Annotated in this window: 19 protein-coding genes; 4 read left to right on the forward strand and 15 right to left on the reverse strand. The window is 61.9% G+C overall.

Annotation, left to right across the window (positions count from 1 at the left end):
• Nucleotides 1-28: 28 nt before the first annotated feature.
• Nucleotides 29-2,170, reverse strand: coding sequence for a DEAD/DEAH box helicase (locus GAL_RS12275; RefSeq protein WP_040104079.1), 2,142 nt, complete (start codon nt 2,168-2,170; stop codon nt 29-31).
• A gap of 426 nt (nt 2,171-2,596) precedes the next feature.
• Between GAL_RS12275 and cobS the strand changes: the two genes are divergently transcribed.
• From cobS to GAL_RS12295, 4 genes are all read left to right on the forward strand, one after another.
• Nucleotides 2,597-3,583: a cobaltochelatase subunit CobS gene (cobS, locus tag GAL_RS12280; protein ID WP_014879537.1), complete on the forward strand. Its 987-nt coding sequence runs from the start codon at nt 2,597-2,599 to the stop codon at nt 3,581-3,583.
• A 192-nt stretch (nt 3,584-3,775) separates the two neighbouring features.
• Nucleotides 3,776-5,653 carry a cobaltochelatase subunit CobT gene (gene cobT / locus GAL_RS12285; protein ID WP_024097900.1) on the forward strand — a complete coding sequence of 626 codons (1,878 nt, stop codon included), beginning with the start codon at nt 3,776-3,778 and terminating at the stop codon, nt 5,651-5,653.
• Between the two features lie 234 nt (nt 5,654-5,887).
• Nucleotides 5,888-7,690: an aminopeptidase P family protein gene (locus tag GAL_RS12290; protein WP_024097901.1), complete on the forward strand. Its 1,803-nt coding sequence runs from the start codon at nt 5,888-5,890 to the stop codon at nt 7,688-7,690.
• A 62-nt stretch (nt 7,691-7,752) separates the two neighbouring features.
• Nucleotides 7,753-8,094, forward strand: coding sequence for a DUF427 domain-containing protein (locus GAL_RS12295; RefSeq protein WP_024097902.1), 342 nt, complete (start codon nt 7,753-7,755; stop codon nt 8,092-8,094).
• A 382-nt stretch (nt 8,095-8,476) separates the two neighbouring features.
• On the opposite strand, the gene GAL_RS12300 is transcribed toward GAL_RS12295, so the two are convergent.
• The 14 genes from GAL_RS12300 to GAL_RS12365 all read right to left on the reverse strand — a co-directional run bounded on the left by GAL_RS12300 (nt 8,477) and on the right by GAL_RS12365 (nt 24,770).
• Nucleotides 8,477-8,668, reverse strand: coding sequence for a hypothetical protein (locus GAL_RS12300; RefSeq protein WP_014879533.1), 192 nt, complete (start codon nt 8,666-8,668; stop codon nt 8,477-8,479).
• Nucleotides 8,669-8,884: 216 nt separating this feature from the next.
• The gene (locus GAL_RS12305) at nt 8,885-10,576 is read right to left on the reverse strand and encodes a chloride channel protein (protein ID WP_024097903.1); all 1,692 of its coding nucleotides are present in this window, start codon (nt 10,574-10,576) and stop codon (nt 8,885-8,887) included.
• Between the two features lie 114 nt (nt 10,577-10,690).
• On the reverse strand, nt 10,691-12,337 hold the full coding sequence (gene recN, locus GAL_RS12310; RefSeq protein ID WP_024097904.1) for a DNA repair protein RecN: 1,647 nt from the start codon (nt 12,335-12,337) through the stop codon (nt 10,691-10,693).
• Between the two features lie 27 nt (nt 12,338-12,364).
• Nucleotides 12,365-13,213 (reverse strand): outer membrane protein assembly factor BamD, encoded by an 849-nt coding sequence (locus tag GAL_RS12315; protein WP_024097905.1) that lies wholly within the window; start codon nt 13,211-13,213, stop codon nt 12,365-12,367.
• Between the two features lie 574 nt (nt 13,214-13,787).
• Nucleotides 13,788-14,723 carry a UDP-3-O-acyl-N-acetylglucosamine deacetylase gene (lpxC, locus tag GAL_RS12320; protein ID WP_024097906.1) on the reverse strand — a complete coding sequence of 312 codons (936 nt, stop codon included), beginning with the start codon at nt 14,721-14,723 and terminating at the stop codon, nt 13,788-13,790.
• 214 nt (nt 14,724-14,937) lie between these two features.
• Nucleotides 14,938-16,737 carry a cell division protein FtsZ gene (gene ftsZ / locus GAL_RS12325; RefSeq protein WP_024097907.1) on the reverse strand — a complete coding sequence of 600 codons (1,800 nt, stop codon included), beginning with the start codon at nt 16,735-16,737 and terminating at the stop codon, nt 14,938-14,940.
• Nucleotides 16,738-17,186: 449 nt separating this feature from the next.
• Complete coding sequence (gene ftsA / locus GAL_RS12330; protein WP_024097908.1) at nt 17,187-18,521, reverse strand: cell division protein FtsA; 1,335 nt, start codon at nt 18,519-18,521, stop codon at nt 17,187-17,189.
• Nucleotide 18,522: 1 nt separating this feature from the next.
• Nucleotides 18,523-19,416: a cell division protein FtsQ/DivIB gene (locus tag GAL_RS12335; RefSeq protein WP_024097909.1), complete on the reverse strand. Its 894-nt coding sequence runs from the start codon at nt 19,414-19,416 to the stop codon at nt 18,523-18,525.
• Nucleotides 19,404-20,324, reverse strand: coding sequence for a D-alanine--D-alanine ligase (locus GAL_RS12340; protein ID WP_024097910.1), 921 nt, complete (start codon nt 20,322-20,324; stop codon nt 19,404-19,406). The genes GAL_RS12335 and GAL_RS12340 overlap by 13 nt, the downstream gene beginning before the upstream one ends.
• A 286-nt stretch (nt 20,325-20,610) precedes the next feature.
• The gene (murB, locus tag GAL_RS12345) at nt 20,611-21,534 is read right to left on the reverse strand and encodes a UDP-N-acetylmuramate dehydrogenase (RefSeq protein WP_024097911.1); all 924 of its coding nucleotides are present in this window, start codon (nt 21,532-21,534) and stop codon (nt 20,611-20,613) included.
• Between the two features lie 183 nt (nt 21,535-21,717).
• Nucleotides 21,718-21,969, reverse strand: coding sequence for a DUF2484 family protein (locus GAL_RS12350; protein WP_024097912.1), 252 nt, complete (start codon nt 21,967-21,969; stop codon nt 21,718-21,720).
• The gene (locus tag GAL_RS12355; RefSeq protein WP_024097913.1) at nt 21,966-22,220 is read right to left on the reverse strand and encodes a DUF2484 family protein; all 255 of its coding nucleotides are present in this window, start codon (nt 22,218-22,220) and stop codon (nt 21,966-21,968) included. Before GAL_RS12355 ends, GAL_RS12350 begins: the two co-directional genes overlap by 4 nt.
• Before the next feature lie 58 nt (nt 22,221-22,278).
• The gene (murC, locus tag GAL_RS12360; protein WP_024097914.1) at nt 22,279-23,676 is read right to left on the reverse strand and encodes a UDP-N-acetylmuramate--L-alanine ligase; all 1,398 of its coding nucleotides are present in this window, start codon (nt 23,674-23,676) and stop codon (nt 22,279-22,281) included.
• Nucleotides 23,673-24,770, reverse strand: a complete 1,098-nt coding sequence (locus GAL_RS12365; RefSeq protein ID WP_024097915.1) for a UDP-N-acetylglucosamine--N-acetylmuramyl-(pentapeptide) pyrophosphoryl-undecaprenol N-acetylglucosamine transferase — start codon at nt 24,768-24,770, stop codon at nt 23,673-23,675. The genes murC and GAL_RS12365 overlap by 4 nt, the downstream gene beginning before the upstream one ends.
• Between the last annotated feature and the right edge of the window lie 7 nt (nt 24,771-24,777).

Below are 24,777 nucleotides of genomic sequence, written 5' to 3' on the forward strand. Positions count from 1 at the left end.
GGCTTCTTCTTTTACAATGATGAGCAGTTCAGCTGCCCTTGCGCTGAGGCCGCGCGTTGCCACCGGCTTTCCCGGCAACGGCTGCACGTGCCTTGTTTTTCTTGCTGTTGGGCTTCCCCTTCGGCGGAGGCGGTCCTTTACGACCCGATTTTCCCGGATTGGACCAATCGCCCTTGGGCTTACCCGGAACCGCAGGTTTGGCAGGCGCCGACGGCGCTGCCCCCCGGTCCGACGATCCGCGTGCGGTCACCGTGGCTTTCCCGCCCTCACCTGTGCGCTTGGGCTTATCGAAACGGGGCTTGTCGCCATAGGCCGGTTTGTCACTGCGCGGTTTATCGCCATAGGGTTTGCTGGCCCGCGGCTTGTCGCCATATGGTTTTTCACCACGTGGCTTGTCACCGTAAGCAGGCTTGTCGCCGCGCGGTTTGTCAAAGCGGGGCTTGTCGCCATAGGGCTTACGCTCCCCCCGTTCGCCACCGCGATCTCCACGATCTCCGCGATCTCCGCGATCTCCGCGATCCTGTCCACGATGGCCGCGTTTGTCATCGCGGAAACCACCGCCTTCACGGCCCTGCGGGCGTGGGGATTTGGGCAGATCCGGCGCTTTATCCAGACGGGTGACATTTGCCCCCTCTTCCAGACCGTCATGTTTCACCGCGCCCCAGAAGCTTTCGGCGCTGCCCTCGCGCACTTCCACGTAGCTTTGGTCAAACTGAACCCGGATCGCGCCGATATCATCCTTGGTTAGCCCTCCGGCATTGCACAGTGCAGGCAGCAGTCGGCGCGGCTCGGCACCGGCCTTGCGGCCACCGCTGACGGCGAACCACACGGACGGACCAAAGGGCGCGCGTTCTTGGCGCTCACGTTTGTCGTGCTGCGGATCGCTCAGCTCCTCAGGCGCGCTGTGGCGATCGTGGAACAGACGCAGATAGGCGGCGGCCAGCTGCTCGGGCGAGAACCGCTCAACCAGCTCTGCCACAGGGGCGGTCTCGTTTTCGCTGACCGGTTCGCTCCAGGCCTTGTCGCCTAGTAGGCGCTCAAAGTCGCGGCTGCGGACATCATCGGCACTGGGGGCCGGGCTGGTCTCTGCCGTGATCTTGGCCGAGCGCAGCAGGCGCAGGGCCTTGCCCTTTGCCTTTGGCGGCACGATCAGCGCGGACACGCCCTGACGCCCGGCACGGCCAGTACGGCCCGACCGGTGCAACAGCGTCTCATGGCTGGATGGCAGATCCGCGTGAATGACCAGATCCAGCTTCGGCAGGTCGATCCCGCGCGCCGCCACATCCGTTGCCACGCAGACACGGGCCCGCCCGTCCCGCAGGGACTGCAGCGCGTTGGACCGCTCCGCCTGGGACAGCTCACCGGACAGGGCAACCACGGAAAACCCGCGATTGCTCAGCCGCGTGGTCATCCGGTTCACCACCGCACGGGTGTTGCAGAACACAATCGCATTGGGCGACTCGTGGAAGCGAAGAACGTTAATGACCGCGTTCTCGACATCCCGCTGCGCCACGGCCAGCATCTGATATTCAATATCCGCATGCTGCGAGGCTTCTGCCACGGTTTTGATCCGCTGGTGATCCTTCAAATAGGTCTCCGCCAGCCGCGCAATGCCCGCAGGCACGGTGGCCGAGAACATCAATGTGCGGCGCTCTTCCGGGGACTCGCCCAGAATGAATTCAAGATCTTCGCGGAAGCCCAGATCGAGCATCTCATCGGCTTCGTCCAACACCACGGCGCGGACCTGCGACAGGTTGAGGGAGCCGCGCATGATGTGGTCGCGCAGCCGGCCCGGTGTCGCCACAACGATATGGGCGCCACGTTCCAGTGCACGCCGCTCATCGCGCATGTCCATACCACCAACGGTAGAGACCACATGTGCCCCGGCTTCGGCATAAAGCCAGCCAAGTTCGCGTTTGACCTGCAACGCCAGTTCACGGGTCGGCGCAATGACCAGTGCCAGCGGCAGATCGGCACGGTCCAGTTTCTCGGCGTCGCCCAACAATGTGGGGGCCATCGCCAGGCCAAAGCCTACGGTTTTGCCGGAACCGGTCTGGGCCGACACCAGAAGGTCGGACTGGTCCAGCTCGGCTGCAGTGACGGCCTCTTGCACGGGTGTCAAATGCTCGTAGCCGCGCGCCTGAAGCGCTTGTTCGAGTGCTGTTTTCAAGATTTCATTTCGCTTGCTGCGGGGCGCGCCACCTTGGCCACGCCGATATCGGGAATGTCCCCGACTGCGCAGGAACGCGGATGTCCTCATCCAAGTGCGCGCTGATATCGGCTTTGGCCCCTTTTGTACAGGGTTCATTTGCCCACCAAGGCGCCACAGACCGCTGACGAACGCAACCCCGCTATGCGTTTGCTGCCGCATCCCATCGCGCTGCAGCCCCCCCGCCGCGACATTAACTGAGCGGATGAAAGATAGTGCATCCACTGGCCGCGACAGCCCCCATAGGGCCAGTTTTGATCCAAACGTCACGACAGCTGGTTAAACCCGACCATGGCCCCTTGCGATTGCAGACAAGATCAGGCACCAATCCAGCGGATTGCCCGCAGCCGACGGACGCTGCGCGGATGAGGATAAGGATCGACTGCGATGACCGACGGTTTGCTGGATATGAACGCGAAACCCACCGAGACCTTTTCGGTGCGCGATGTGTTCGGAATTGATACGGATATGACCGTTAAGGGCTTCGCCGAAGGCTCTGACCGGGTTCCGGCTTTGGACCCCACCTATAAATTCGATCCTGAGACCACACTGGCCATCCTCGCAGGCTTCAGCCACAACCGCCGCGTGATGATCCAGGGATATCACGGCACGGGTAAATCGACCCACATCGAACAGGTTGCCGCCCGTTTGAACTGGCCCTCTGTGCGGGTGAACCTCGACAGCCACATCTCCCGGATCGACCTCATCGGCAAGGACGCGATCAAGCTGCGCGACGGCAAGCAGGTCACCGAATTCCACGAAGGCATCCTGCCCTGGGCGCTGCGCAACCCGGTTGCGATCGTGTTCGACGAATACGACGCAGGCCGCGCCGACGTGATGTTCGTGATCCAGCGTGTTCTGGAACATGACGGCAAGCTGACGCTGCTGGACCAGAATGAGATCATCACGCCGAACCCCTATTTCCGCCTGTTTGCCACCGCCAACACCGTGGGCCTCGGTGATACAACCGGGCTGTATCACGGCACTCAGCAGATCAACCAGGCCCAGATGGACCGCTGGTCGCTGGTGGCGACGCTGAACTACCTCAGCCATGATGCAGAAGCGGCCATCGTGCTGTCCAAGGCGCCGCATTACAACACCGCCGAGGGGCGCAAGACCATCTCCCAGATGGTGACCGTCGCCGACCTCACCCGGACCGCGTTTATGAACGGCGATCTGTCCACCGTGATGTCGCCCCGGACCGTGATCAACTGGGCACAGAACGTCGAGATTTTCCGCGATGTGGGCTATGCTTTCCGCTTGTCGTTCCTGAACAAATGCGACGAGCTGGAGCGCCAGACCGTGGCCGAATTCTACCAGCGCTGCTTTGACGAAGAGCTGCCCGAAAGCGCTGCCAGCGTTTCGCTGGGCTAACTGGTAAACTGCCGCCCGGCCGCAGGCCGGGCAGCGCCCGACCCGCCCCCGTCAAAGCGACGGTTTGCCACCGGCAAAATGGGCGGGCGCGTCTCGCCCACTCCGCCGGGACAGCCGCTGCTTTATCCGCAGCACATGCGCTGGACTTTCAATCGGGCAAGGGCGATGCTGACTAGCGGAAAAGGTGCGACCATGAATAAGCCCAACGACAACCCCGCCGATCCGTTCAAGAAGGCGCTGGCCGAAGCCACCAAGGTGATGGCTGACGATTCTGAGCTGAACGTCTCCTATTCCGTCGACCCCGCAGGGCTCACGGGCGACAATATGCGGCTGCCGCAGGTCTCCCGCCGGATGAGCCGCGAGGAAGTGCTGCTGGCCCGTGGCACCGCCGACGCACTGGCGTTGCGCCACAAATTCCACGACACCGCCACCCATGCCCGCTACGCCCCACCCGGCGATATGGCGCGGGATCTCTACGAGGCGCTGGAGTCCGCCCGCTGCGAGGCGATGGGCGCGCGGCACATGCCCGGCACCGCTTCCAACATTGACGTAAAGATCCAGAACGAGGCCCTGCGCAAGGGCTACGACCAGATCAAATCCGCAACCGAGGCGCCGCTGGCGGTCTCGGCTGGCTATCTGATCCGCCATCTGGCCACTGGCCGCCCAATGCCTGAAGCTGCTGCCAATGTCATGGAACTCTGGCGCGGTTTCATTGAGCAGCAGGCCGGTGAAACACTGGCGAACCTTGATGACACTATCGAGGATCAGGCGACCTTTGCCAAATTTGCCCGTCAGGTGATCACCGATCTTGGCTATGGCGATCAGCTGGGTGAGGACCCGGACCAGCTCGACGATGAGCAGGAAAACGACGCTGAAGAGGACACTGAGGAGCAGCAGGACCCCGACAGCAACGGTCAGGACGATTCTGACGAGGAAGAAGCTGACGCGAACCCCGAGCAGGCTCAGGAGCAGCAGCAGGACGAAAGTCAGGCGCAGGTCTCCATGGATGAGATGGCCGACGAGGAACTGGCCGAAGACACCGAGATGCCCGATGGTGAAGCGCCGCTTGATCCGCCGCCCCCGCCCGCAGTCTCCGAAGCTGATCCTGACTACCAGGTCTTCAACGATGCCCATGACGAGGAAATCGCCGCCGAAGATCTCGCCGAACCGGCCGAGCTGGAGCGTCTGCGCGCCTATCTCGACCAGCAGCTGGAACCCTTGAAGGGGGCCGTCTCGCGGCTGGCCAACAAGTTGCAGCGCCGCCTTCAGGCGCAACAGAACCGCTCTTGGGAGTTTGATCTGGAAGAGGGCATTCTGGATGCCGGTCGTCTGGCCCGTGTGGTCGCGAACCCCACCACGCCCCTGTCCTTCAAACGCGAGAAAGACACCGAATTCCGCGACACTGTGGTGACACTGCTCCTGGATAACTCAGGCTCCATGCGGGGCCGCCCGATCTCTATCGCTGCGATCTGCGCCGATGTTCTGGCCCGCACGCTGGAACGCTGCAACGTGAAGGTCGAAATCCTCGGCTTTACCACCCGCGCCTGGAAAGGCGGCCTGGCCCGCGAAGCCTGGCTCAATGAGGGCCGCCCGCAATTGCCGGGACGCCTGAACGACCTGCGCCACATCATCTACAAAGGTGCCGATGCGCCGATGCGCCGGACCCGTGACAACCTCGGCCTGATGATGAAAGAGGGCCTCCTGAAGGAAAACATCGACGGTGAGGCGCTGGAATGGGCGCATCGTCGCATGGTCGCACGGCAAGAAGCCCGCAAGATCCTGATGGTGATTTCCGACGGCGCGCCGGTGGATGACAGCACCCTGTCGGTGAACCCGGCCAACTATCTGGAAAAACACTTGCGCGATGTGATCGCCATGGTGGAGCGGCGCAAACAGGTGGAACTGCTGGCCATCGGCATCGGCCATGATGTGACCCGCTACTATGATCGCGCCGTCACCATCACCGATGTCGAACAGCTGGCAGGTGCCATGACCGAACAGCTGGCGGCCCTGTTTGACAGTGACCCACGCGCCCGTGCCCGTGTGATGGGCATCAAACGCGCAAGCTGAGAAACTCAGCCGCACTGCTCTGTTCAAAGCCTCGCGCCGCTTCGGTGCGGGGCTTTGTGCTACAGGGGTTGCGGGAAGCCGCCGGATTTGGAACAAGTGTTCGGGACAGAGCGCGCCATGACTGCCGCGTCATTTCCTTGTTCCTGCCGACGTCGCGCAACACCCTCCCAGAAGGGCCGGTCGCTGCGCCCTGACCGACCGTCGCGGACCACCCGAAACAGATGGAGGGAGCCGATGTTCCAGACCTTTGACGTAGCGACCCGCCCGGACCAGGGTCCGCCCCGGCTCAACGCGCTGCGCGCAGAGATGCAACAGGAGGCGCTGGACGGTTTTCTGGTGCCCCGCGCAGATGCCCATCAAGGCGAATATGTTGCCCCCGGCGATGAGCGGCTGGCCTGGCTCACCGGCTTCACCGGCTCAGCCGGCTTCTGCGCCGTGCTGCGGGACATCGCAGGTGTCTTCATCGACGGGCGGTATCGTACGCAGGTGAAACAGCAGGTGGCGGAGGTCTACACCCCGGTCCATTGGCCGGAGGTGCAGCTCGCCGACTGGCTGAAAGAACAGCTGCCAGAGGGCGGACGCATCGGATATGATCCTTGGCTGCATTCCGCCAGCCAGATCAAGACGCTGAAAATATCACTGGGCGACCATGGTTTTGACTTTGTGCAATGCGGCAATCTCGTGGACCGCATCTGGCCTGATCAGCCCGCCCCGCCCATGCAGCCCGTTATCGCCCATCCTGTTGAATACGCAGGCACAACGGCCCTTGCGAAAATCGCCTCTCTGGCCGAGGGGCTGCGCAACGCGGGGCAGAGTGCCGCAGTAATCACCCTGCCTGACAGCATCATGTGGCTGCTGAACATCCGTGGCAGCGATATCGCCCACAACCCCGTCGCCCACGGCTTTGCCATTCTGCAGGCCGACGCGCGGGTGGATCTGTTCATGGCCGCAGAAAAGCTGGCTGACGTCGCCGCACATCTCGGCCCGGACGTGTCAGTGCAGGCGCCTACGGCCTTCCTCCCGGCGGTGGCGGACCTTGCTCAGGGCCAGAACGCAGCCGTCGCCGCTGACCCGACCACCCTGCCCCAGATCGTCGCCGATCAGCTCGGTGATGCGCTGGTCGCAGCCGGTGACCCCTGCGCCTTGCCCAAGGCCCGCAAATGCGCCGCCGAGGTCGAGGGCAGCGCCGCCGCTCATCTGCGCGACGGGGCGGCGGTCGTCGAAACCCTTGCCTGGCTGGACGCTCAGCCCCCCGGTACGGTCACCGAAATCGACGTGGTCAAACGCCTCGAAGCGGAGCGCCGCAAGGATCCCAAACTGCGCGACATCAGCTTTGAGTCCATCTCCGGCACCGGCCCCAATGGCGCCATCATCCACTATCGCGTCAGCGAGGACAGCAATGCCACGCTGGAAAACGGCCACCTCCTGGTGCTGGACAGTGGCGGGCAATATCTGGATGGCACCACAGACATCACCCGTACCCTCGCCGTCGGCACCCCACCGCAGGAGGCCCGAGAGGCCTATACCCGCGTCCTTCAGGGCATGATTGCCATGTCCCGGCTGCGCTGGCCCAAAGGCCTCGCCGGGCGCGACATCGAAGCGGTGGGTCGAATGCCGCTCTGGCTCGCCGGACAGGATTTCAATCATGGGCTGGGGCATGGCGTTGGTGCCTTCCTCAGCGTTCATGAAGGGCCGCAGAGGCTCAGCCGCGCTGGTACCGTTCCGCTGGACCCCGGGATGATCCTCTCCAATGAGCCGGGATATTACCGCGAAGGCGCATTTGGCATTCGCATTGAAAACCTGTTGGTGGTAGAACCGGCGTCTGAGCTGGACAGCGCTGACGCAGACCGTGACATGCTGAGCTGGCGCACCCTGACCTATGCCCCGCTGGACCGGCGACTGATCGTCGCAGAGATGCTCACAACGGCAGAGCGGGACTGGTTGAACATCTATCATGCGGCTGTGGCCGACAAGATTGGACCCAACGTAACAGCCCCGGCGCGACGCTGGCTGGATGCCGCTACGGCACCGCTGTGATACCGCAGTGTTACAACCAAAGACGATATTGATCCGTGACGAACGACGTGAAGGAAAAGACCATGACTAAGATCCAAATTCGCAAGGCAGCAGGCACCTGGGTGGTGCGCTCTGGTGGCGCAGTGCTTGGCGAGAGCAGCAACGCGCTTGAGCTGAGCGAGGGCGATCTGGCGCCCGTCATCTATTTTCCCCGCGGAGACATCGCAACAGCCTTCCTGGACCGCAGTGACAAGACCACCTATTGCGCGGGTAAGGGCGACGCCAGCTACTACTCCATCGTGAACAAATCCTCGGTGACTGAAAACGCCGTCTGGAGCTATGAAGCTCCGCTCGACGCCGTGGCTGAGATCAAGGACCACCTCGCCTTTGTCACCGGGGACTCAGTCAAGGTCGAACAGATCTGAGATCCGAAAATCATCGGCAAGAATACGCCATTCACACTTCACAGGCGCTCCATTCGGGGCGCCTTGTCTATGGATAAGCAAGCTTTCGCCCAGACCTACAAGCCTTCAGAAGCCTCGCACATCAAGTGGCTCCGGGTCTCTGTGAGACCGTGAAAGATCAGGAATGCGCTGGCAAGCTGGGTCTGAAAACGACCCAAAACCACGGGCACAGCCAGCGACACTAGCAACCCCAACGACAGCAAGGCGCACGTATAACGATCAATTCGATCGTTTTATGCTATGCATTACCAGGGCCGTTTATTAGATCCCGTGAAGCGGATCTGAAGAAATAGATAAATACCAATTAAGAAACCAATATAGGCCGACTGAAACGCCGTGACTGTCAGCTGAGGATCGTTTGGCACAGATGCTCACGCGCCGCCTCTACAGACTCGCCTGTGCAGAACATCTGCGCATCCCGTGCGCTTTGAACAACATAGTCGATCAACGCCTCATAAGACGCGCGTTCGTTTTCCTGCTCTACTGCCTTCGCCACGTGTTCAGCCTCTGTTGGGCTGATTTTATTGTGTTGCATGTTTTCACTTCCGAAGAATGATCACCATTACTCTTATGTTAACCATAATTAAACGGCTCCGCCGATAAAGGTTAAAATTACTTAAGGAAAAAACCGAACACCCGTTTCAGAAATATCACATATTCGAGATCGTCTTTTGCGGGTAAACATGTCTTTTAGCGACGCCTTTGTCGGAAATGTCGCAAACTGGCGTTGGGTTGCCGCAGTTTTTAGCAGTCAGCTGTGCTCTTCCGCGGCCGCCGCGGCCAATGCGCGGTTGTAGGCCTTGAGCGAATCAATGTGGTAAAGAGCTCCGATGAGATTCGGCGGATTGTCGCCACCCTCCATCTCGGCCAGCACCGGGAGATACATCAGTTCCGCCCGATCAAAGATCGGCATCGCCGCCTCCAGTGAGGCGGAGGCCCGGATCGACAACCCCTGTTCAATCAGATCCGCGCAATCTTCGGCGCTGGCACAACGCGGATCTCCCATCGGCCGCATCACAGCGCCTGCACGCAACATCGACAGAAGATAGGCCTGCGGGCCTGCAGCACAGTGAATATTGCGCCGCTCCAGCTGGGTGAGGAAAAACGACCGATCCACAATGCGCGAGGCCAGCGCCGTCGACATCGACACCGCCACCATCACCGCCAGGCCAATTTGCCAGTCGCCAGTCAGCTCAAACACAATCAACGTGGTGGAAATCGGCGCGCCCAGAACAGCGGCGGCCACCGCTCCCATTCCGGCAAAGGCATAAAGCGTATGTGTCCCCGAGACATCCGGCAGCACCGCCGTTGCAATCAGCCCGAATGCCAATCCGGTCAGCGCGCCCACCATCAGCGAGGGGGAAAACACCCCGCCCCCCATACGCCCGCCCATGGTGATCGCCACAGCGGCGGTTTTGACCATCGCAAACAGGATTGTCTGATGCAACACCAGCGCGCCTGTCAGCGCGAGAACCGTGGTTTCATAGCCGACACCGATAATATGGGGGAACCAAACCGCAATCACGCCCAGCAGCAGACCCGACGCCGCAGGCCGCAGCCAGCGCGGCAGCTTTAGCCGATCCTGCAGCGCATTACCGAGCTGTTCGGCAAAAAAGATCGAGCGCATCAGCACAACCGCCACCAGCCCACAAATCAGCCCAAGCATCAGAAAGGCCGGCAGTTCGACATAAAACTGCAGCGCACCCGGCGTGATCAGATCAAATTCGGTCACATCGCCGTATTCCAACCGATTGATCACTGTCCCAGCAACCGAGGCAATCACAATTGGCGCAAAGGCATGGACCGCAAAATGCCGCAGCACCACCTCAAGCGCAAACAGCGCCCCGGCGATGGGTGCGTTAAAACTGGCAGAGACCGCAGCCGCCACCGCACACCCAAGCAGGTCACGCCCGGTGATCCCATCCGCCTGAATGCGGTTGCTGACCCAGGTTGAGATGACACCAGCCATATGCACCACCGGCCCCTCTCGCCCGGTTGAGCCTCCGGTGCTCAGCGTCAGGAAGGACGCACAGGCCGATGCCAGTCCCGCGCGCATCTCAACCCGGCCATCCCCCAGGGCTGCCCCTTCAATCACATCGGCAACGGAGCGGACGCGGGCATCAGGGGTAAACCGGTGCAGGATCAGCCCCACCACCAGCCCCCCCAGCGTCGGAATCGCCACCAGCCAATACCACGGCATGCCCTGCGCAAAACTATGCAGAAAATTCACATCCTCCGCGCCGTAGACCCAGGCCTGAAACGCCGTGATCCCCTTGCGAAAGAACAGCGCCGCAAATCCGGCGGCGATCCCAATCAGCAGGGCGATAAACCAGAATTGGATCTGGCTTGGGCCGCGATGCCGCAGAACCCGCCAGACATCCCGCGCTCCGGCAACGCCCTGAGTGAACTGGGCAGAAATAACGGAGCGAATGGTCTGTGGCATGAACCCGATTGTCCCGGTGTCGTTCTTGTCTCTTTCAGCGGCAGACTATCGACAGGGTGGTTAAACCATCGTGAAAACCCAACCGCTTACGGTCGCCAGAGCGACAGTTCTACATCAGCCGGCCAACAGCGCCTTGGCAGCGGCGCGGGCCTCTGGGGTAATTGTATCACCAGAAACCATCCGCGCCAGCTCATCAACGCGTTCGCCCTCATCCAAGGGCACCACCTGCGACAGGGTCTGGCCATCGATCACCTGTTTCTGGACCCGCCAGTGATGCGCACCCTGAGCGGCAACCTGCGGTGAATGTGTCACCACCAGAACCTGACTGCCCTCTGCCAGTGATTTCAGCCGCCGTCCGACAGCATCGGCGGTTGCACCGCCAACACCGCGGTCGATCTCATCGAAGATCATCGTCTGATTGCCGGTCTCACCGCGCAAACACACCTTCAGCGCCAGCAGGAAGCGGCTCAACTCACCGCCTGAGGCGATCTTGTTCAGTGGCCCCGCCGGCGCGCCCGGATTGGTTGCCACGGTAAAGGCAACGGCGTCCTTGCCCTCCGGCCCCGGTTCCGTATCGGTGAGCCGCGTCTCAAACACGGCCCGCTCCATTTTCAGCGGAGCGAGTTCCGCCATCACCGCCGTGTCCAGTGCAGCAGCTGTTTCTCGGCGCGCGGCTGACAGTTGCGCGGCTGCGCCGGCATAGACGGCCTCAGCCTCGGCCAATGCGGCCTCCTGATTGGCCATATCTTGATCGCCCGCATCAACAGCCGCCAGTTTCTGGCGCAACGTCTCGGCATATCCACCCAGATCATCCGGCAGCACATCATGTTTGCGCGCCAATGCCCGGATCGCAAAGAGCCGCTCCTCGCTCTCCTCCAACTCACCTGGGTTGAAATCCAAACCTTCCAGCACCCGCGCCACACCGTCCTGCGCCTCACCCAGCTCAATCATCGCCCTGAGCAGCGCGGCAATTGGCGCATCCAGCGCGTTTTCTGCCTGATCCGAGACCCCTTCCAGCCACCGCTGCGCATCACCCAGTGCCGCCTCGGCGCCTTCTGACAGAATACCCTGCGCGCGCTGAATATCACCGCGAATACGTTCGGCAGACTGCATCTCACGCCGCCGCTGATCCAGCGCGGCATCCTCGCCGGGCTGTGGATCCAGCGCGTCCAGCTCCGCCACCGCATGGCGCAGGAAGTCCTCTTCGGCGCGGATGGCCTCCAGCGCGACACGGGTTTCCTCTACAGCCTTTCGTGCCCGGCTGGCCGTGGCCCAGCGATCACGCACGGTGGCCAACATGTCGCCCAGCCCCGCAAATTCATCCAGCATGGCGCGATGGCCGCGCGGGTTCAGCAGCCCCCGGTCATCATGTTGGCCATGCAACTCCAGCAGAGTCTCCGACAGCGCCCGCAAGACCTCACCGGAACAGCGCCGGTCGTTGACCCAGGCGGTCTTGCGCCCCTCAGCGGTGTTCACACGGCGCAAGAGCAGCGTGTCGCCACCGGGCAACCCGGCCTCAGCCAGTACCGCGTGGGCGGGATGGTCAGGGGGCAGGTCGAACTCGGCCAGAACCTCGCCCTGTTTGGCGCCCTGACGCACCAGTTCCGCACGGCCCCGCCAGCCCAGAACAAACCCAAGCGAATCCAGCAGGATGGACTTACCGGCGCCGGTTTCCCCGGTCAGCACGTTCAATCCCGGCTGAAAATTCAGCTCAAGATGGTCGATAATCAGGATATCGCGGATATCAAGCGCGCGCAGCATGGCCCGGCCCCATTGCGGACGTGGCGATTAAAGCCACTGCCCCTTGATGGACTGACGGTAGATCTGGCTCAGCCAGTTGTTGCCGACATCGCGCATTTTCAGCCCGTTGTCTGTCAGCAGCTTGAAGCTGTCCTCATACCATTCGGTCGATTGATAGTTATGGCCCAGAATAGCACCGGCGGTCTGCGCCTCATTCACCAGTCCCAGCGACAGATAGGCCTCCACCAGACGGTGCAACGCTTCTGCGGTATGGGTGGTGGTCTGGAAATCCTCGACCACGACGCGGAATCGATTCACAGCAGAGGTGTAATGCCCCTTGCGCAGGTAGTAGCGACCGATCTCCATCTCCTTGCCCGCCAGATGGTCAAAGGCGAGGTCGAATTTCAGGATCGCTGAACTGGCATATTCGCTGTCGGGATAGACCTCGATCACGGTGCGCAGCGATTGCAGCGCCTGAAAGGTCAGCCCCTGATCGCGGCCCACTTCGTCGATCTGGTCATAGTAGCTCAATGCCAGCAGATACTGCGCATAAGCGGCATCTTCTTCGGTTGGATAGAAGTCGATATAGCGCTGCGCGGCGGCGCGGCTGTCCTCATAGTCCCGGCCCAGATGGTAGGCGTAGGCCTGCATGATCAGGGCCTGTTTAGCCCAGGACGAATAGGGATAGAGACGTTCAATCTCGGAGAAATAGAAGGCCGCATCCTCGGTCCGGTTGCGCTCCATCTCGAACTCACCACGTTCGTAGATCTGCTCCGGCGTAAAGCCTTCAAGCGGTTGCGAACTCTTGGCCGCGCCCCCATCTCCGCCGCACCCCGAAAGCGCAGCTACGAGTAGAACCGCGCCGATGGTTTTGGCTGCCGCCCCCATGCCGATCATGTCCGCCTAACCTCACCGTCATTTACTTACGGGTGTGAACCCCGGTTCTGCCCGGTCTAGCACATTCAATTGACGCACAAAACGTCTTTAACCGATTTCCAGCCCACTTGGCAGAGAAAGCGCGGCGGGGTCAAGGGTATGAAGCACCCCGACCCCAGCCCTGTCGCAGTAAGACACGGCAAAACAAAGGCCTGTTACTCGGTCAAAATCAGGTGAAACGGACCCGGCACAGCCGCATGTCATGCCCGCCATCGGCCGCGTGTGCCGGTGTGATCTTCGAACCGCCCCGCCCCTCAAGGGTCTGTGCCTAAGAACGGCTCGAAGATCTCCCCCCGGTGCCCTCGGCGCAATATGCTCCGGTCGGGCTGCGCCAACGCATGGGCCTGTATAGAAGCGGACCGAGGTGCAGCCTGTGCCCGGCACGCCTGCTGCTTCGCTCTGTCCGAAAATGACCGAAGTGCTGTCGTTGCAGCGCGCGGTCCGGTTGGCGCCGGGTGCGCCCCGTTTGCCGGGGGAACCCAGATCAAACGTCAGGCCCCCCAGCCGACGTTTCCACCCGATAGCCTCAATTCAGTTACGCAACGCGGCGCGCGTCGGTCGGGATCTCGGCCCAGACCAACCCCTGCCCGGGCAGGCGCGCTGTCATCGCGGTATCGCAGGTCACCTGACGCACGGCGCCGGGCGTTGCAAACACGGCCCGCAGCAACGTGTTGGTCAATGAATGACCGGCACGGTCACCGATATAGTGGCCAAACACAGGGCCACCGGCCAGCGACAGATCACCAAGCGCATCCAGCATCTTGTGGCGTACCGGCTCATCCGCGTGGCGCAGGCCCAGACCGCTTTGGACTTCGTGACCGTCAAACACCACAGCGTTTTCACCGGGAACACCTCCCAGCGCCAGACCATTGGCCTGCATGCTTTCGACGTCGACGCGACGGCAGAAGGTACGGCTGTCACAAAGCTCACGCGCGAAAGCGCCATTGCGCAGATCCAGAGTCTTGCTCTGACGGCCAATCGCCGCCTCGGCAAAATCAATGTGGAATTCAATGGTGAGACGACTGCTGGGCATCAGCGTCGCAGTGGCCCCGTCATGGGTGACGCTGACCGTCTTCAGCACTTGATAGGCGGTGACCGGCGCGGCAAGACGTTGAATACCCGTCTGCATGATGCCGCGGACAAAATGCGCTGACGACCCGTCCATGATCGGCACTTCGGGGCCATCAATATCGATCATCACGTTGTGGATGCCACAGCCTGCCAGCGCTGCCATGATGTGCTCCACGGTGGAGACCGCAACACCGGAGGCATTGACCAGACGTGTGCAGAGCGGCGTCCGCTCGACCCGGTCCCAAAGCGCGGGTACCAGCGTGTTGCCCAAAGCAATGTCAGTGCGCCGGAAGCAGATGCCGTGCCCTGCCGCAGCAGGCTTCAGGATCATGCGAACAGGTTTGCCAGAGTGGAGGCCCACCCCGTCAAATGTCACTGATGCTTTAAGCGTATTCTGCACGTTGGCCTCATTCCGTATGGGAGGGCCGCAGTCTTGGCCCTTGTTGCGGAACAGAGGTAAGGTGTCACTCCGTCAGGCTCAACTCAATCTTTGTAACGGAATGAAACATCCCTGTAACAGATAGGCAAAACACTGCCCAACCGGCAATAAACATCTGATACAAAATGAAAAAAGGCCGCCAGATGGCGACCTTTTTATCTTATATGTGATCAGCTCAGTTGGCTTGACGGCGCAGGAATGCCGGAATTTCGATCCGCTCCTGCTCCGGGTTGGCCTGACGCTGCGGCTGAGCAGCTGGGGCCGCCTGCTGACCCTGATGCGCAACTTGGGGCTGATGCATCGGCGCCTGTTGAACCGGGGACTGCTGCACCGGCGGCTGCTGGCGCGTCGGCTGCTGCGGCTTGGCAGGCTGGCCTTCTGCGGCGCTGCCGGTCATGCGGTGGATCAAGGAGTTGAGGCCAAACCGGCGCTGTTCCTGACCCGCCGCAGCGGGCTGCTGCTGAGGCTGTTGCTGCTGCACCTGCTGAGGCTGCGGCGCACGCGGCTGAACCGCATCAATCGAGGGGCGCTGCTGCATCTGCGGCTGCTGGACCTGTTGCTGCATCGGCTGTTGCGGCTGCGCACGCTGTGCCGCGGCCTGAAGACGCACGATGGCTTCCGGCGAGGGCGTGCCCGGTGCAGGGGCCTTAGGCGCAACAAAGCTCTCGGCCTGAGTGCTGGCCACATCCGCCTGCGGCTGGAATTCCGGCGCGGCTGTACCCTGATATGCAGGTGCCGGCAGGCCATCAGCCCCCAACTGTTCGCTCGCCTCTTCCAGAACCTCTTCGTACTGACCTTCGGCTGCGGTCTGACCGTCGTCGAATTCCGAGAACAGCGACGGTTCTTCCTGCGCTGCGGCAACCGGCTCTGCGGTGGCGGCAGGTGCCTGCTGCTCAACCGGTGTGCTCAGCTCCAGCGGGGCTGCGCTGCGGGTCTCTTCAACGCTCACGGTCTGTTTCAGCGGCGCGGACATCGGACGACGCGGCACCGGAATGTCGGAGTGGACGTCAACCGCATCAATACCGGTGGCAACCACGGAGACGCGCATCTTGCCTTCCATCTCAGTGTCGAGGGTGGAGCCAACGATGATGTTTGCGTTCGGGTCGACCTCTTCGCGAATGCGGTTGGCCGCTTCGTCCAATTCAAACAGGGTCAGATCGTGGGCGCCGGTAATGTTGATCAGAACACCCTTCGCACCCTTGAGGCTGATTTCATCGAGAAGCGGGTTGGCAATGGCTTTCTCGGCAGCCTGCACCGCGCGATCTTCGCCCTCGGCCTCGCCGGTACCCATCATCGCCTTGCCCATCTCGTCCATCACGGCGCGCACATCCGCAAAGTCGAGATTGATAAGACCAGGACGGACCATCAGGTCAGTCACACCCTTAACACCCTGATAAAGAACGTCATCCGCCATGGAGAACGCCTCGGTGAAGGTGGTTTTCTCATTGGCCAGACGGAACAGGTTCTGGTTCGGAATGATGATCAGCGTATCGACAACCTTCTGAAGGGCTTCGACGCCCTCCTCCGCCTGACGCATCCGCTTGTTGCCTTCGAACTGGAACGGCTTGGTGACAACACCAACGGTCAGAACACCCAGTTCACGGGCGGCCTGTGCGATGATCGGCGCAGCCCCAGTGCCGGTGCCGCCGCCCATACCTGCGGTGATGAAGCACATATGCGCCCCCGCGAGGTGATCCACGATCTGTTCGATGCTTTCTTCCGCGGCCGCAGACCCGACCGAAGGGCGCGCGCCCGCACCCAGACCTTCGGTCACTTTGATCCCCAGCTGAACCCGGCTCTTGGAGGCGCTTTGCTGCAGCGCCTGCGCGTCGGTGTTGGCGACGACAAAGTCCACGCCATCCAGCTGTTTGTCGATCATGTTGTTGACGGCATTGCCGCCTGCCCCGCCGACGCCAAACACGGTAATCCGGGGCTTCAGCTCTTCCTGGCCGGGCATCGAAAGGTTCAAGGTCATGCTCGTTCCGCCTGTGTTTATCAGCCCTCCCGCAAGGGCCTATTCCTGTCCATCTTTGCGACAATCCTACCGCGCAGCACGAGTCGCGTCATCCAAAAAAGCGCTATTTTCCACAAAATATAGACATAGTATTGTCTAATTTCGCGACATTTCGCCGATTTTGGCAAATGCTGTGGAAACCCAAGCAAAACACCACAACATGACGTCAGCCCCCGAAAACAAAAGCCCTCGAAAGCACATCTCGTCACTGATACTGGTGGCCACTGCTCGGCCTACATGCGCCGCATGATGCGGTCGTTATCGGAACATTAACGCGGCGGGATTCCGCTGTCACCCGCGAAACCGCCCTGCCAGCGAAGTTTTTCGTTAACATTTGATTAATGAAAGCCCTGCAGCCACAGGTCCCGAGGTGACGGCAGGCCTTTGTCAGCCCTGCCGGACGCCGCCGCCTACCAGTTGTCGCGGAACCATTTCACCGCCCGCTTCAGCGTGCCGCTGGCGTTGCGATCAACCGGCATCTCAAAATCCCACCACTCATCCTGCGGATGGGCAGCAAAGAGGCTGAGACCAACGGCGGAGGCGAAACCGGGACCGGTCGCCGATTGCGGCAGGCCGTGCACGCGCAAAGGCCGGCCAAGCCGCACCTGCTGGCCCAGCACCCGGCTCGCCAGCCCGTCCAGCCCCATGATCTGGCTGGACCCACCGGTCAGCACGATCTGCTGGCTCGGCAGGCTGTCAAACCCCGCTGCATCCAAACGCGCACGGACCTCTTCAAGGATTTCCTCAACACGCGGACGCATGATTCCGATCAACTCGGCCCGGCTGACAGTGCGGCGATCATGTTCCCAATCACCGGTGTCGGCATGGATGTCGATCATCTCGCGATCATCGGCGCCGGTCGCATGCACCCCGCCATGGAAGGTCTTGATCCGCTCCGCATTGGCGGTCGGAACCCCCAGACCCATGGAGATATCGCTGGTGATGTGATCGCCCCCCATGCGCACCGCATCGGCATAGATCATATGTTTCTTCATAAAGACCGAAATCGAAGTCGAGCCGCCGCCCATATCGATACAGGCCGCACCCAATTCCTGCTCATCCTCAACCAGTGCCGCAAAGCCGGAGGCATAGGCAGAGGAAGCAATCCCGGCCAGTTCCAGATCACAGCGCTGGATACAGCGCACGAGGTTCTGCACCGTCAGCGCATCCACCGTCAGCATGTGCATATCTGCCGCCAGCGTCTGCCCCATCTGGCCACGCGGATCGCTCAGCCCCGACCGATTGTCCAACGCAAAATTCACCGGCTGGGCATGCAGCACCTCGCGGCCGGCGCCATATTCCGGCACTTCGCAGGCCGCCAACACACGGGCGATTTCATTCTCGGTCACCACCTGGCCTTCCAGATCGACCTGTGCATCCAGCCCGTAGGAACGCGGATTGGCCCCGGAGAAACAGGCGATCACGTGATCCACCCGCACCTCAGCCATCTTCTGTGCCGCCTGAACCGCGGTGCGAATGGCGCGCTCGGTTTCCTGCATGGCGGTGATTTCGCCAAACTGCACCCCGCGAGAGCGGGTGGTGGCCGCCCCGATCACCCGGAACCCCGACTGTCCGGCCAGCGAACCGATGGAATTGTCATCACTCAGCCGCCCGGTGCCGTCAAAGCGCAGCACCAGACAGGCAATCTTCGAGCTGCCTACATCCAGAATGGCCACAACACCGCGCTGCATGGCCTGACGTCGCATCTGCCGCATCGCGCGCTGGGATTGGTAAAGATCGGTCATATCATAGCCCGCCTGCGTTCAACTGTCGGATCCGCCACCAGTCCTCGACGGCGTTTTCGGTCATTCTTACGGTCGGACGCGCCGCCAGGCGCATGTCCACAGCCGCCACGTCGCGCTCCAGGAGGTCGCGAACTTCGCTGACGGCAATCACCCGCTCCAGCGCGGGCACAGGGTTTTCGGCCGGCAACATGATCCGCTGACCACGGTCCAGAACCAGATCCCAGCGCCGCTCGCCAATACGCACCAACCCGCGCATCCGCGGCCCCAAGGGCTTGGCCACAGCAAACAGCCGCAGCGCTTCCACAATGGCATCATCCGCACTGCGCCCTGCCACCAGCGGCAGGTCCGGGTGCATATTGCGCGCCCCCAGCTCAGCCACATGCACGCCATTGGCATCCAGCAGCGCCAACCCTTCGCGGCTGCGCCAAACAACAGCGGGCTGGCGTTCTTCCACCGTGACCTGAAGCACACCACCAGGACGGATCCGCACATCCGCTGTCTGTACCGGGTCCAGCCCGGTGATCTCATCGCGGATCTGCGTTAGATCCAAGTCAAAGGAGCTGATCGGAAAATCAATTGGCACCACTTCGCGGATATCTTCGGCAACGCTGCGCCCGGCCCCATCAATGGCCATCACATTGACCATGAATTCCGGCCGTTCCTCGATCGACGCCCGCAGGTCGCTGATCATCACCTGCAACCGGTCGCGCCGCGCATCATCCGCCATAAAGGCGGCCCCGGCGACAAAAACCAGACAGAAGGGAATGCCAAACCGCACACCAAAGCGGATGCCCGGCGTCAGCATCCAGCGCTGAATGCGATAGGTCAGCCGCGATGGCGCCGGATCAGGGCGCCCCTCGCGGGGTTTACGGAAACGGTCGATCAACGAGGACATGTCGCATCCTCAACCAGCCAAGAACAAAGCTGCCCGAATGTCATGCCGACATGTTCCGCCTGCTCCGGCGTCAGAGAGGTCGGAGTCATGCCGGGCTGGGTGTTGGTCTCCAGCAGGATCAGCCCCTCAACCCCTCGCGCCTCATCCCAGCGGAAATCGGTCCGACTGATGCCCCGGCACCCCAGCGCATCATGGGCCTTCACCGCATAGTCGAGGCAAAGCGCAAAAATCTCCTCGGGGACATCAGCCGGCAACACATGCCGCGAACCGCCGGGTTTGTATTTCGCATCATAGTCATACCAGCCGTCGGTCAGGATATCGGTCACCGTCAATGGCCGGTCACCCAGTACCGTGGTGGTCAACTCCCGTCCGGGAGCGAAGCTTTCGACCATCACCTCATCGGGCATATCTTCCGACAGCTGCGGCGGGCCATTTGCCACCTCATTCACCAGATAGACGCCAACGCTGGAGCCTTCGTTGTTGGGCTTGACCACATAGGGCGGCACCATCACATGGTCCGCCATCACCTCAGCCTTGGAGTAAATCCCGCTCTCAACAACCGGCAGGCCCGCGGCACGGTAGATGGATTTGGCGCGCTGCTTGTCCATCGCCAACGCCGAAGCCAGCACGCCGGAATGGGTGTAGGGGATGCCGAGCCATTCCAGCAGCCCCTGCACGCAGCCGTCCTCGCCCCAGCGTCCATGCAGCGCGTTGAACACCACGTCCGGGCGATCTGCCTGCAAACGCGCAGCAAGATCCGGACCCGCGTCCAGTTCCGTAACCTGATATCCCTCGCCCCGAAGCGCGGTGGCGCATTCACGCCCAGTGGACAAAGACACCTCGCGCTCAGCCGAGGGGCCACCCATCAATACCGCCACTTTCGGGAGTGTCCTGCTCGACTTACTCACGACAAGCGCCTCAAATGTTCCGGGGCTTTTCGCCCCTTGTTGTGCGATCCCAAATTGACCGCAAATGCTACAGGTCAAAACCTGCTTTTTGATATCGCGAGGCGTGTTCCCCGCACTGCACAGACCTTCGTGGCTCGCTGTCCCCACATTAACGTCACAAACGTTACCGGCCCGTTAACAGTGCCTTTACCAAGATCGCGCTTTTCCAGTTTGCCAGCCGCTGCGATTCCTAAAGCGGCGCCTTGCCGATCAGGAGTAACCTCCTGAAAAACATGGCCTTTGTCGGCTATTTGGAAAGCGGATCCCCCACCCGCATGATTTCCCACTCTAGCGTTATGCCAGAATTGGCGTAAACCTTTTTTCTGACATCTTCCCCCAATCCCTCAAGATCTGCGGCAGATGCGCCACCCGTGTTAATCAAGAAATTGGAATGCTTCTCACTCATCTGCGCGGCCCCGCGCCGCGCGCCGCGCATTCCGGCATCATCAATGACCTTCCAAGCCTTCAGATCATGAACGTCATCCGCTTGCCCGGTGGAGGAAAATCCCGCCGGATTGCGAAAGGTGGATCCGGCAGACCGGTCCTTGGTTGGCTGTGTCGCATCGCGCTTGGCCAGCTGATCCTCCATCCGCGCATGCAGCGCTTCCGGATCACCTTTGGGCCCAAGAAGGGTCGCCGACACCAGCACTGCCCCCTCGGGCAGATCGCTCTGTCGGTAGGCAAAATTCAGGTCTTCCCCGTTCAACGTCACCACCTCACCACTGCGCAGCACCACGGTGGCCGACTGAAACACATCCGCGACATAGCTGCCGTAACAGCCCGCATTCATCCGCACAGCGCCGCCGATGGAACCAGGAATGGTGCGCAGAAATGTCAGATCAATGCCCGCGTCTGCCGCCTTACGCGCCACATGGCTATCCAGCGCGGCAGCCCCCACCACAACCGTGTCGCCCTCAATCTCAATCGAATTGAACCCGCGCCCCAGCCGGACCACCAGCGCCCGCATACCGCCGTCCCGCACGATCAGGTTTGAGCCGACTCCCATCGGAAACACCGGCACCTCTGGATCGAGACTGCGCAGCATATGGCTCAGATCCTCGATATCGGCAGGCTGAAACAGATAATCCGCCGGACCACCAACCTGCAGCCAGGTTAACCCGGATAGATCGCGATTGGGATGAAGCTTGCCACGCAGCCCGTCGATATTCATATGCCCTGCCCCTGCCTGTCGCACCGATGCCCACCGGCGCCATTATGGCCGCCCGGACGCAGAAAGAGACTCACGCGCGTCGGACCAGCCTTGCGTTTACTCCGGTTTTGGTCGGGCACACAATGGCCCAACCCGGTGCCGGTTGCCAAAGGAAGTTCACGAGACAGAAAGAATCGGCAGGGTTCAGCCGCGGCTCAACCGGCTGCGCAGCCAGCGGCCCAGATAGATCACCGGCCAGCGCAGCATCGACATGCCGGCGAACAGCACGCCCAACCCCCACCAGGGGCCGTTTTCATAGGTCACATAACCGACGAGCGGGATACCTGCCACGATCAGCAGATAGGCGCGCGACCAGTGATTGTCGCGGCTGGGCACCATCGCCAACACATTGGCCACCACCACCCAAAGACAGGCAAGGATCAGCGACAGCGTCATTCCTTCACCTCCGGCGCCGGGGCGCGTCGCAGGCGCGACAGCACGTGCAACAACGGGCGGCGGAACATCGACACCAGCGCAAATGTTCCAAAAGCGGCGGCAAACCAGCCGTGATCCCGTCCCAGCAGATAGATCAGGACCGGCGCCACGGCGATCAGTGCAATCCCCGGCCCCCGCTGCCAGCGCAACGGCAATGCGGCCACGCCGGTGGCCACGAACACCCAAAGGATGGCAGCAAGCAAGCTCAGCATGGCGTCACCTCAGCCACCGGGCCAACCGCCCGCGGATATGAGATCACGCCTGTCACCCTCAGCCCCGCAACCGCTCGGGCAGGCCATTGGCCCAGGCGCTGATGGTACCCGCACCGAGGCAGACAACCATATCGCCAGGGCGGGCCTGTTCGCGCACCAGGCGTTCCAGATCCGATTCGTCCAGCAGGGCGCGCGCGTGTCGGTGGCCGTGGCGGATCAGACCGGCCACCAGATCATCGCGACCAGCGCCCTCGATCGGGTCTTCGCCGGCGGCAAAGACCTCGGCGATGGCGACCACATCGGCTTCATTGAAACAGGCGCAGAAATCTTCAAAAAGGCTGGACAGGCGCGAATAGCGGTGCGGCTGATGCACGGCAATTACGCGGCCATCGCAGGCCTGACGCGCCGCTTTCAAAACGGCGGTGATCTCAACCGGGTGGTGGCCGTAATCGTCAATGATGGTCACACCATCCACTTCGCCCACCTTAGTGAAGCGGCGGTTCACCCCGCCAAAGGCGGCCAGCGCGTCGCGAATCTCACTGCTCTTCATGCCCAGATGGCGCGCGACGGCCACTGCGGACAAAGCGTTGGAGACATTGTGATCCCCCGGCATCGGCAGAGTGCAGCCCTCGATCACGCGGTCTTCGGCCTGCAAATGAATGTCGAAATGCGCCACGCCCGCCTTGTAGGTCAGGTTGACCGCCCGCACATCCGCCTGCGCATTGAACCCATAGGTCACAACCCGGCGGTCGGTGATCCGGCCTACCAGCGCTTGTACCTCAGGATGATCGGTGCAGCAGACCGCGACGCCATAAAACGGGATGTTGGAGACAAAGTCATAAAACCCGTCGCGCAGCGTGTCGAAATCCCCCCAATGCTCCATATGCTCCGGGTCGATATTGGTGACAACCGCGATGGTCGCAGGCAGGCGGTTGAATGTGCCGTCGCTCTCATCGGCTTCAACCACCATCCATTCGCCCTGCCCCATCCGCGCGTTGGAGCCATAGGCGTGAATGATCCCGCCATTCACAATGGTCGGATCGAAATGCCCGGCCACCATCAGCTCTGCCATCATGGTGGTGGTCGTCGTCTTGCCGTGGGTGCCCGCAATGGCGATGTTCGATTTCAGGCGCATCAACTCGGCCAGCATCTCCGCCCGGCGCACCACCGGCAGGCCGCGCTGGCGCGCCTCGTCCAGCTCGGGGTTGCCCGGTTTGATCGCCGAGGAAATAACCACAACTGCTGCGTCTTCTAGGTTTTCCGCCGCCTGCCCGACAAAGATCCGCGCCCCCAGCTCTTCCAGCCGGTTGGTGATCTTTGACCCCTTCAGATCCGAGCCCTGCACCACATAGCCGAGATTGAGCAGCACTTCGGCAATCCCGGACATGCCAATGCCGCCGATGCCAACAAAGTGGATCGGGCCGACGTCGCCAGGGAGTTTGGTTGCAGGGGTCATGTCATTCCTTCCTCGGACAGCTGTTCAACAAGTCCCACCAGCCGCTCGGTCGCATCGGGAATGCCCACCTGCAAGGCGGCCCGCGCCATCTGGGTGGCACCATCGGGATTGCTGAGAACCGCGCTCATTTGCTCTGTCAGCGCGGAAACGTCAAGGGCGCTCTCCGGGATCAGGATCGCTGCACCGGCATCCACCAGCCCGCGGGCATTGGCGCTTTGATGATCGCCAGCCGCCGCCGCAAAGGGGATCAGGATCGACGGGCGGCCAATCACTGCGATATCCGCCACCGAAGAGGCACCGGAACGCGAGATCACCAACTGGGCTTCCGACATCCGTGCGGGCACGTCGGTGAAGAAGGGCTGAACATCCGCCGCAATCCCATGTTCGGCATAGAATTGCGTCACCCGCGCAGCATCCTCGTCGCGGGCCTGATGGGACACGCGCAACCGGCTGCGCAGCGCTTCCGGCAGGGCTGCGATTGCACCGGGCACCACATCCGACAGGATCCGGGCGCCCTGGCTGCCCCCCATCACCAACACCGACATCGGGTAATCGCCGGGTGGGATATAACCGGCCCCTGCGCGCTCAAGAACAGCGCCGCGCACCGGGTTGCCGACATGCACGCCATCTACCCCTTCCGGCAGATCCGTGGGCCAGACACCGCAGGCCACCCCGGCCACGCGGGTCGCAAACAGCTGATTGACCCGGCCCAGCACGCCGTTTTGTTCATGGATCATGCGCGGCAGCTTCAGCAGGGTCGCAGCCCCAAGCGCCGGAATCGAGGGGTAGCCGCCAAAGCCGATCACCACATCAGGCCGGTCCCGGCGCATCTGCCGCGCCATGCTCAGCACCCCAGCGGCAATCTTCGGTGCCACCATCGCCTTGGCCAGCAGCCCGCCACGGGCAAAGGTGGCCGAGGACACCTCGGTGATCTCGGTCGTATGGGGATACCCGCCGGTATAGCGCGCCCCGCGCGCATCGGTGGACAGTTTCACCCGCCAGCCACGTCTCAGCATCGCCTCGGCCAGGGCCTGCGCGGGGAACATATGCCCCCCGGTGCCACCTGCCGCCATCAAGAGCAATTTTTGCGCCATCTTAATT

The organism is Phaeobacter gallaeciensis DSM 26640 (genome assembly GCF_000511385.1).
In the GTDB taxonomy this organism is placed as follows: Bacteria; Pseudomonadota; Alphaproteobacteria; order Rhodobacterales; family Rhodobacteraceae; genus Phaeobacter; species Phaeobacter gallaeciensis.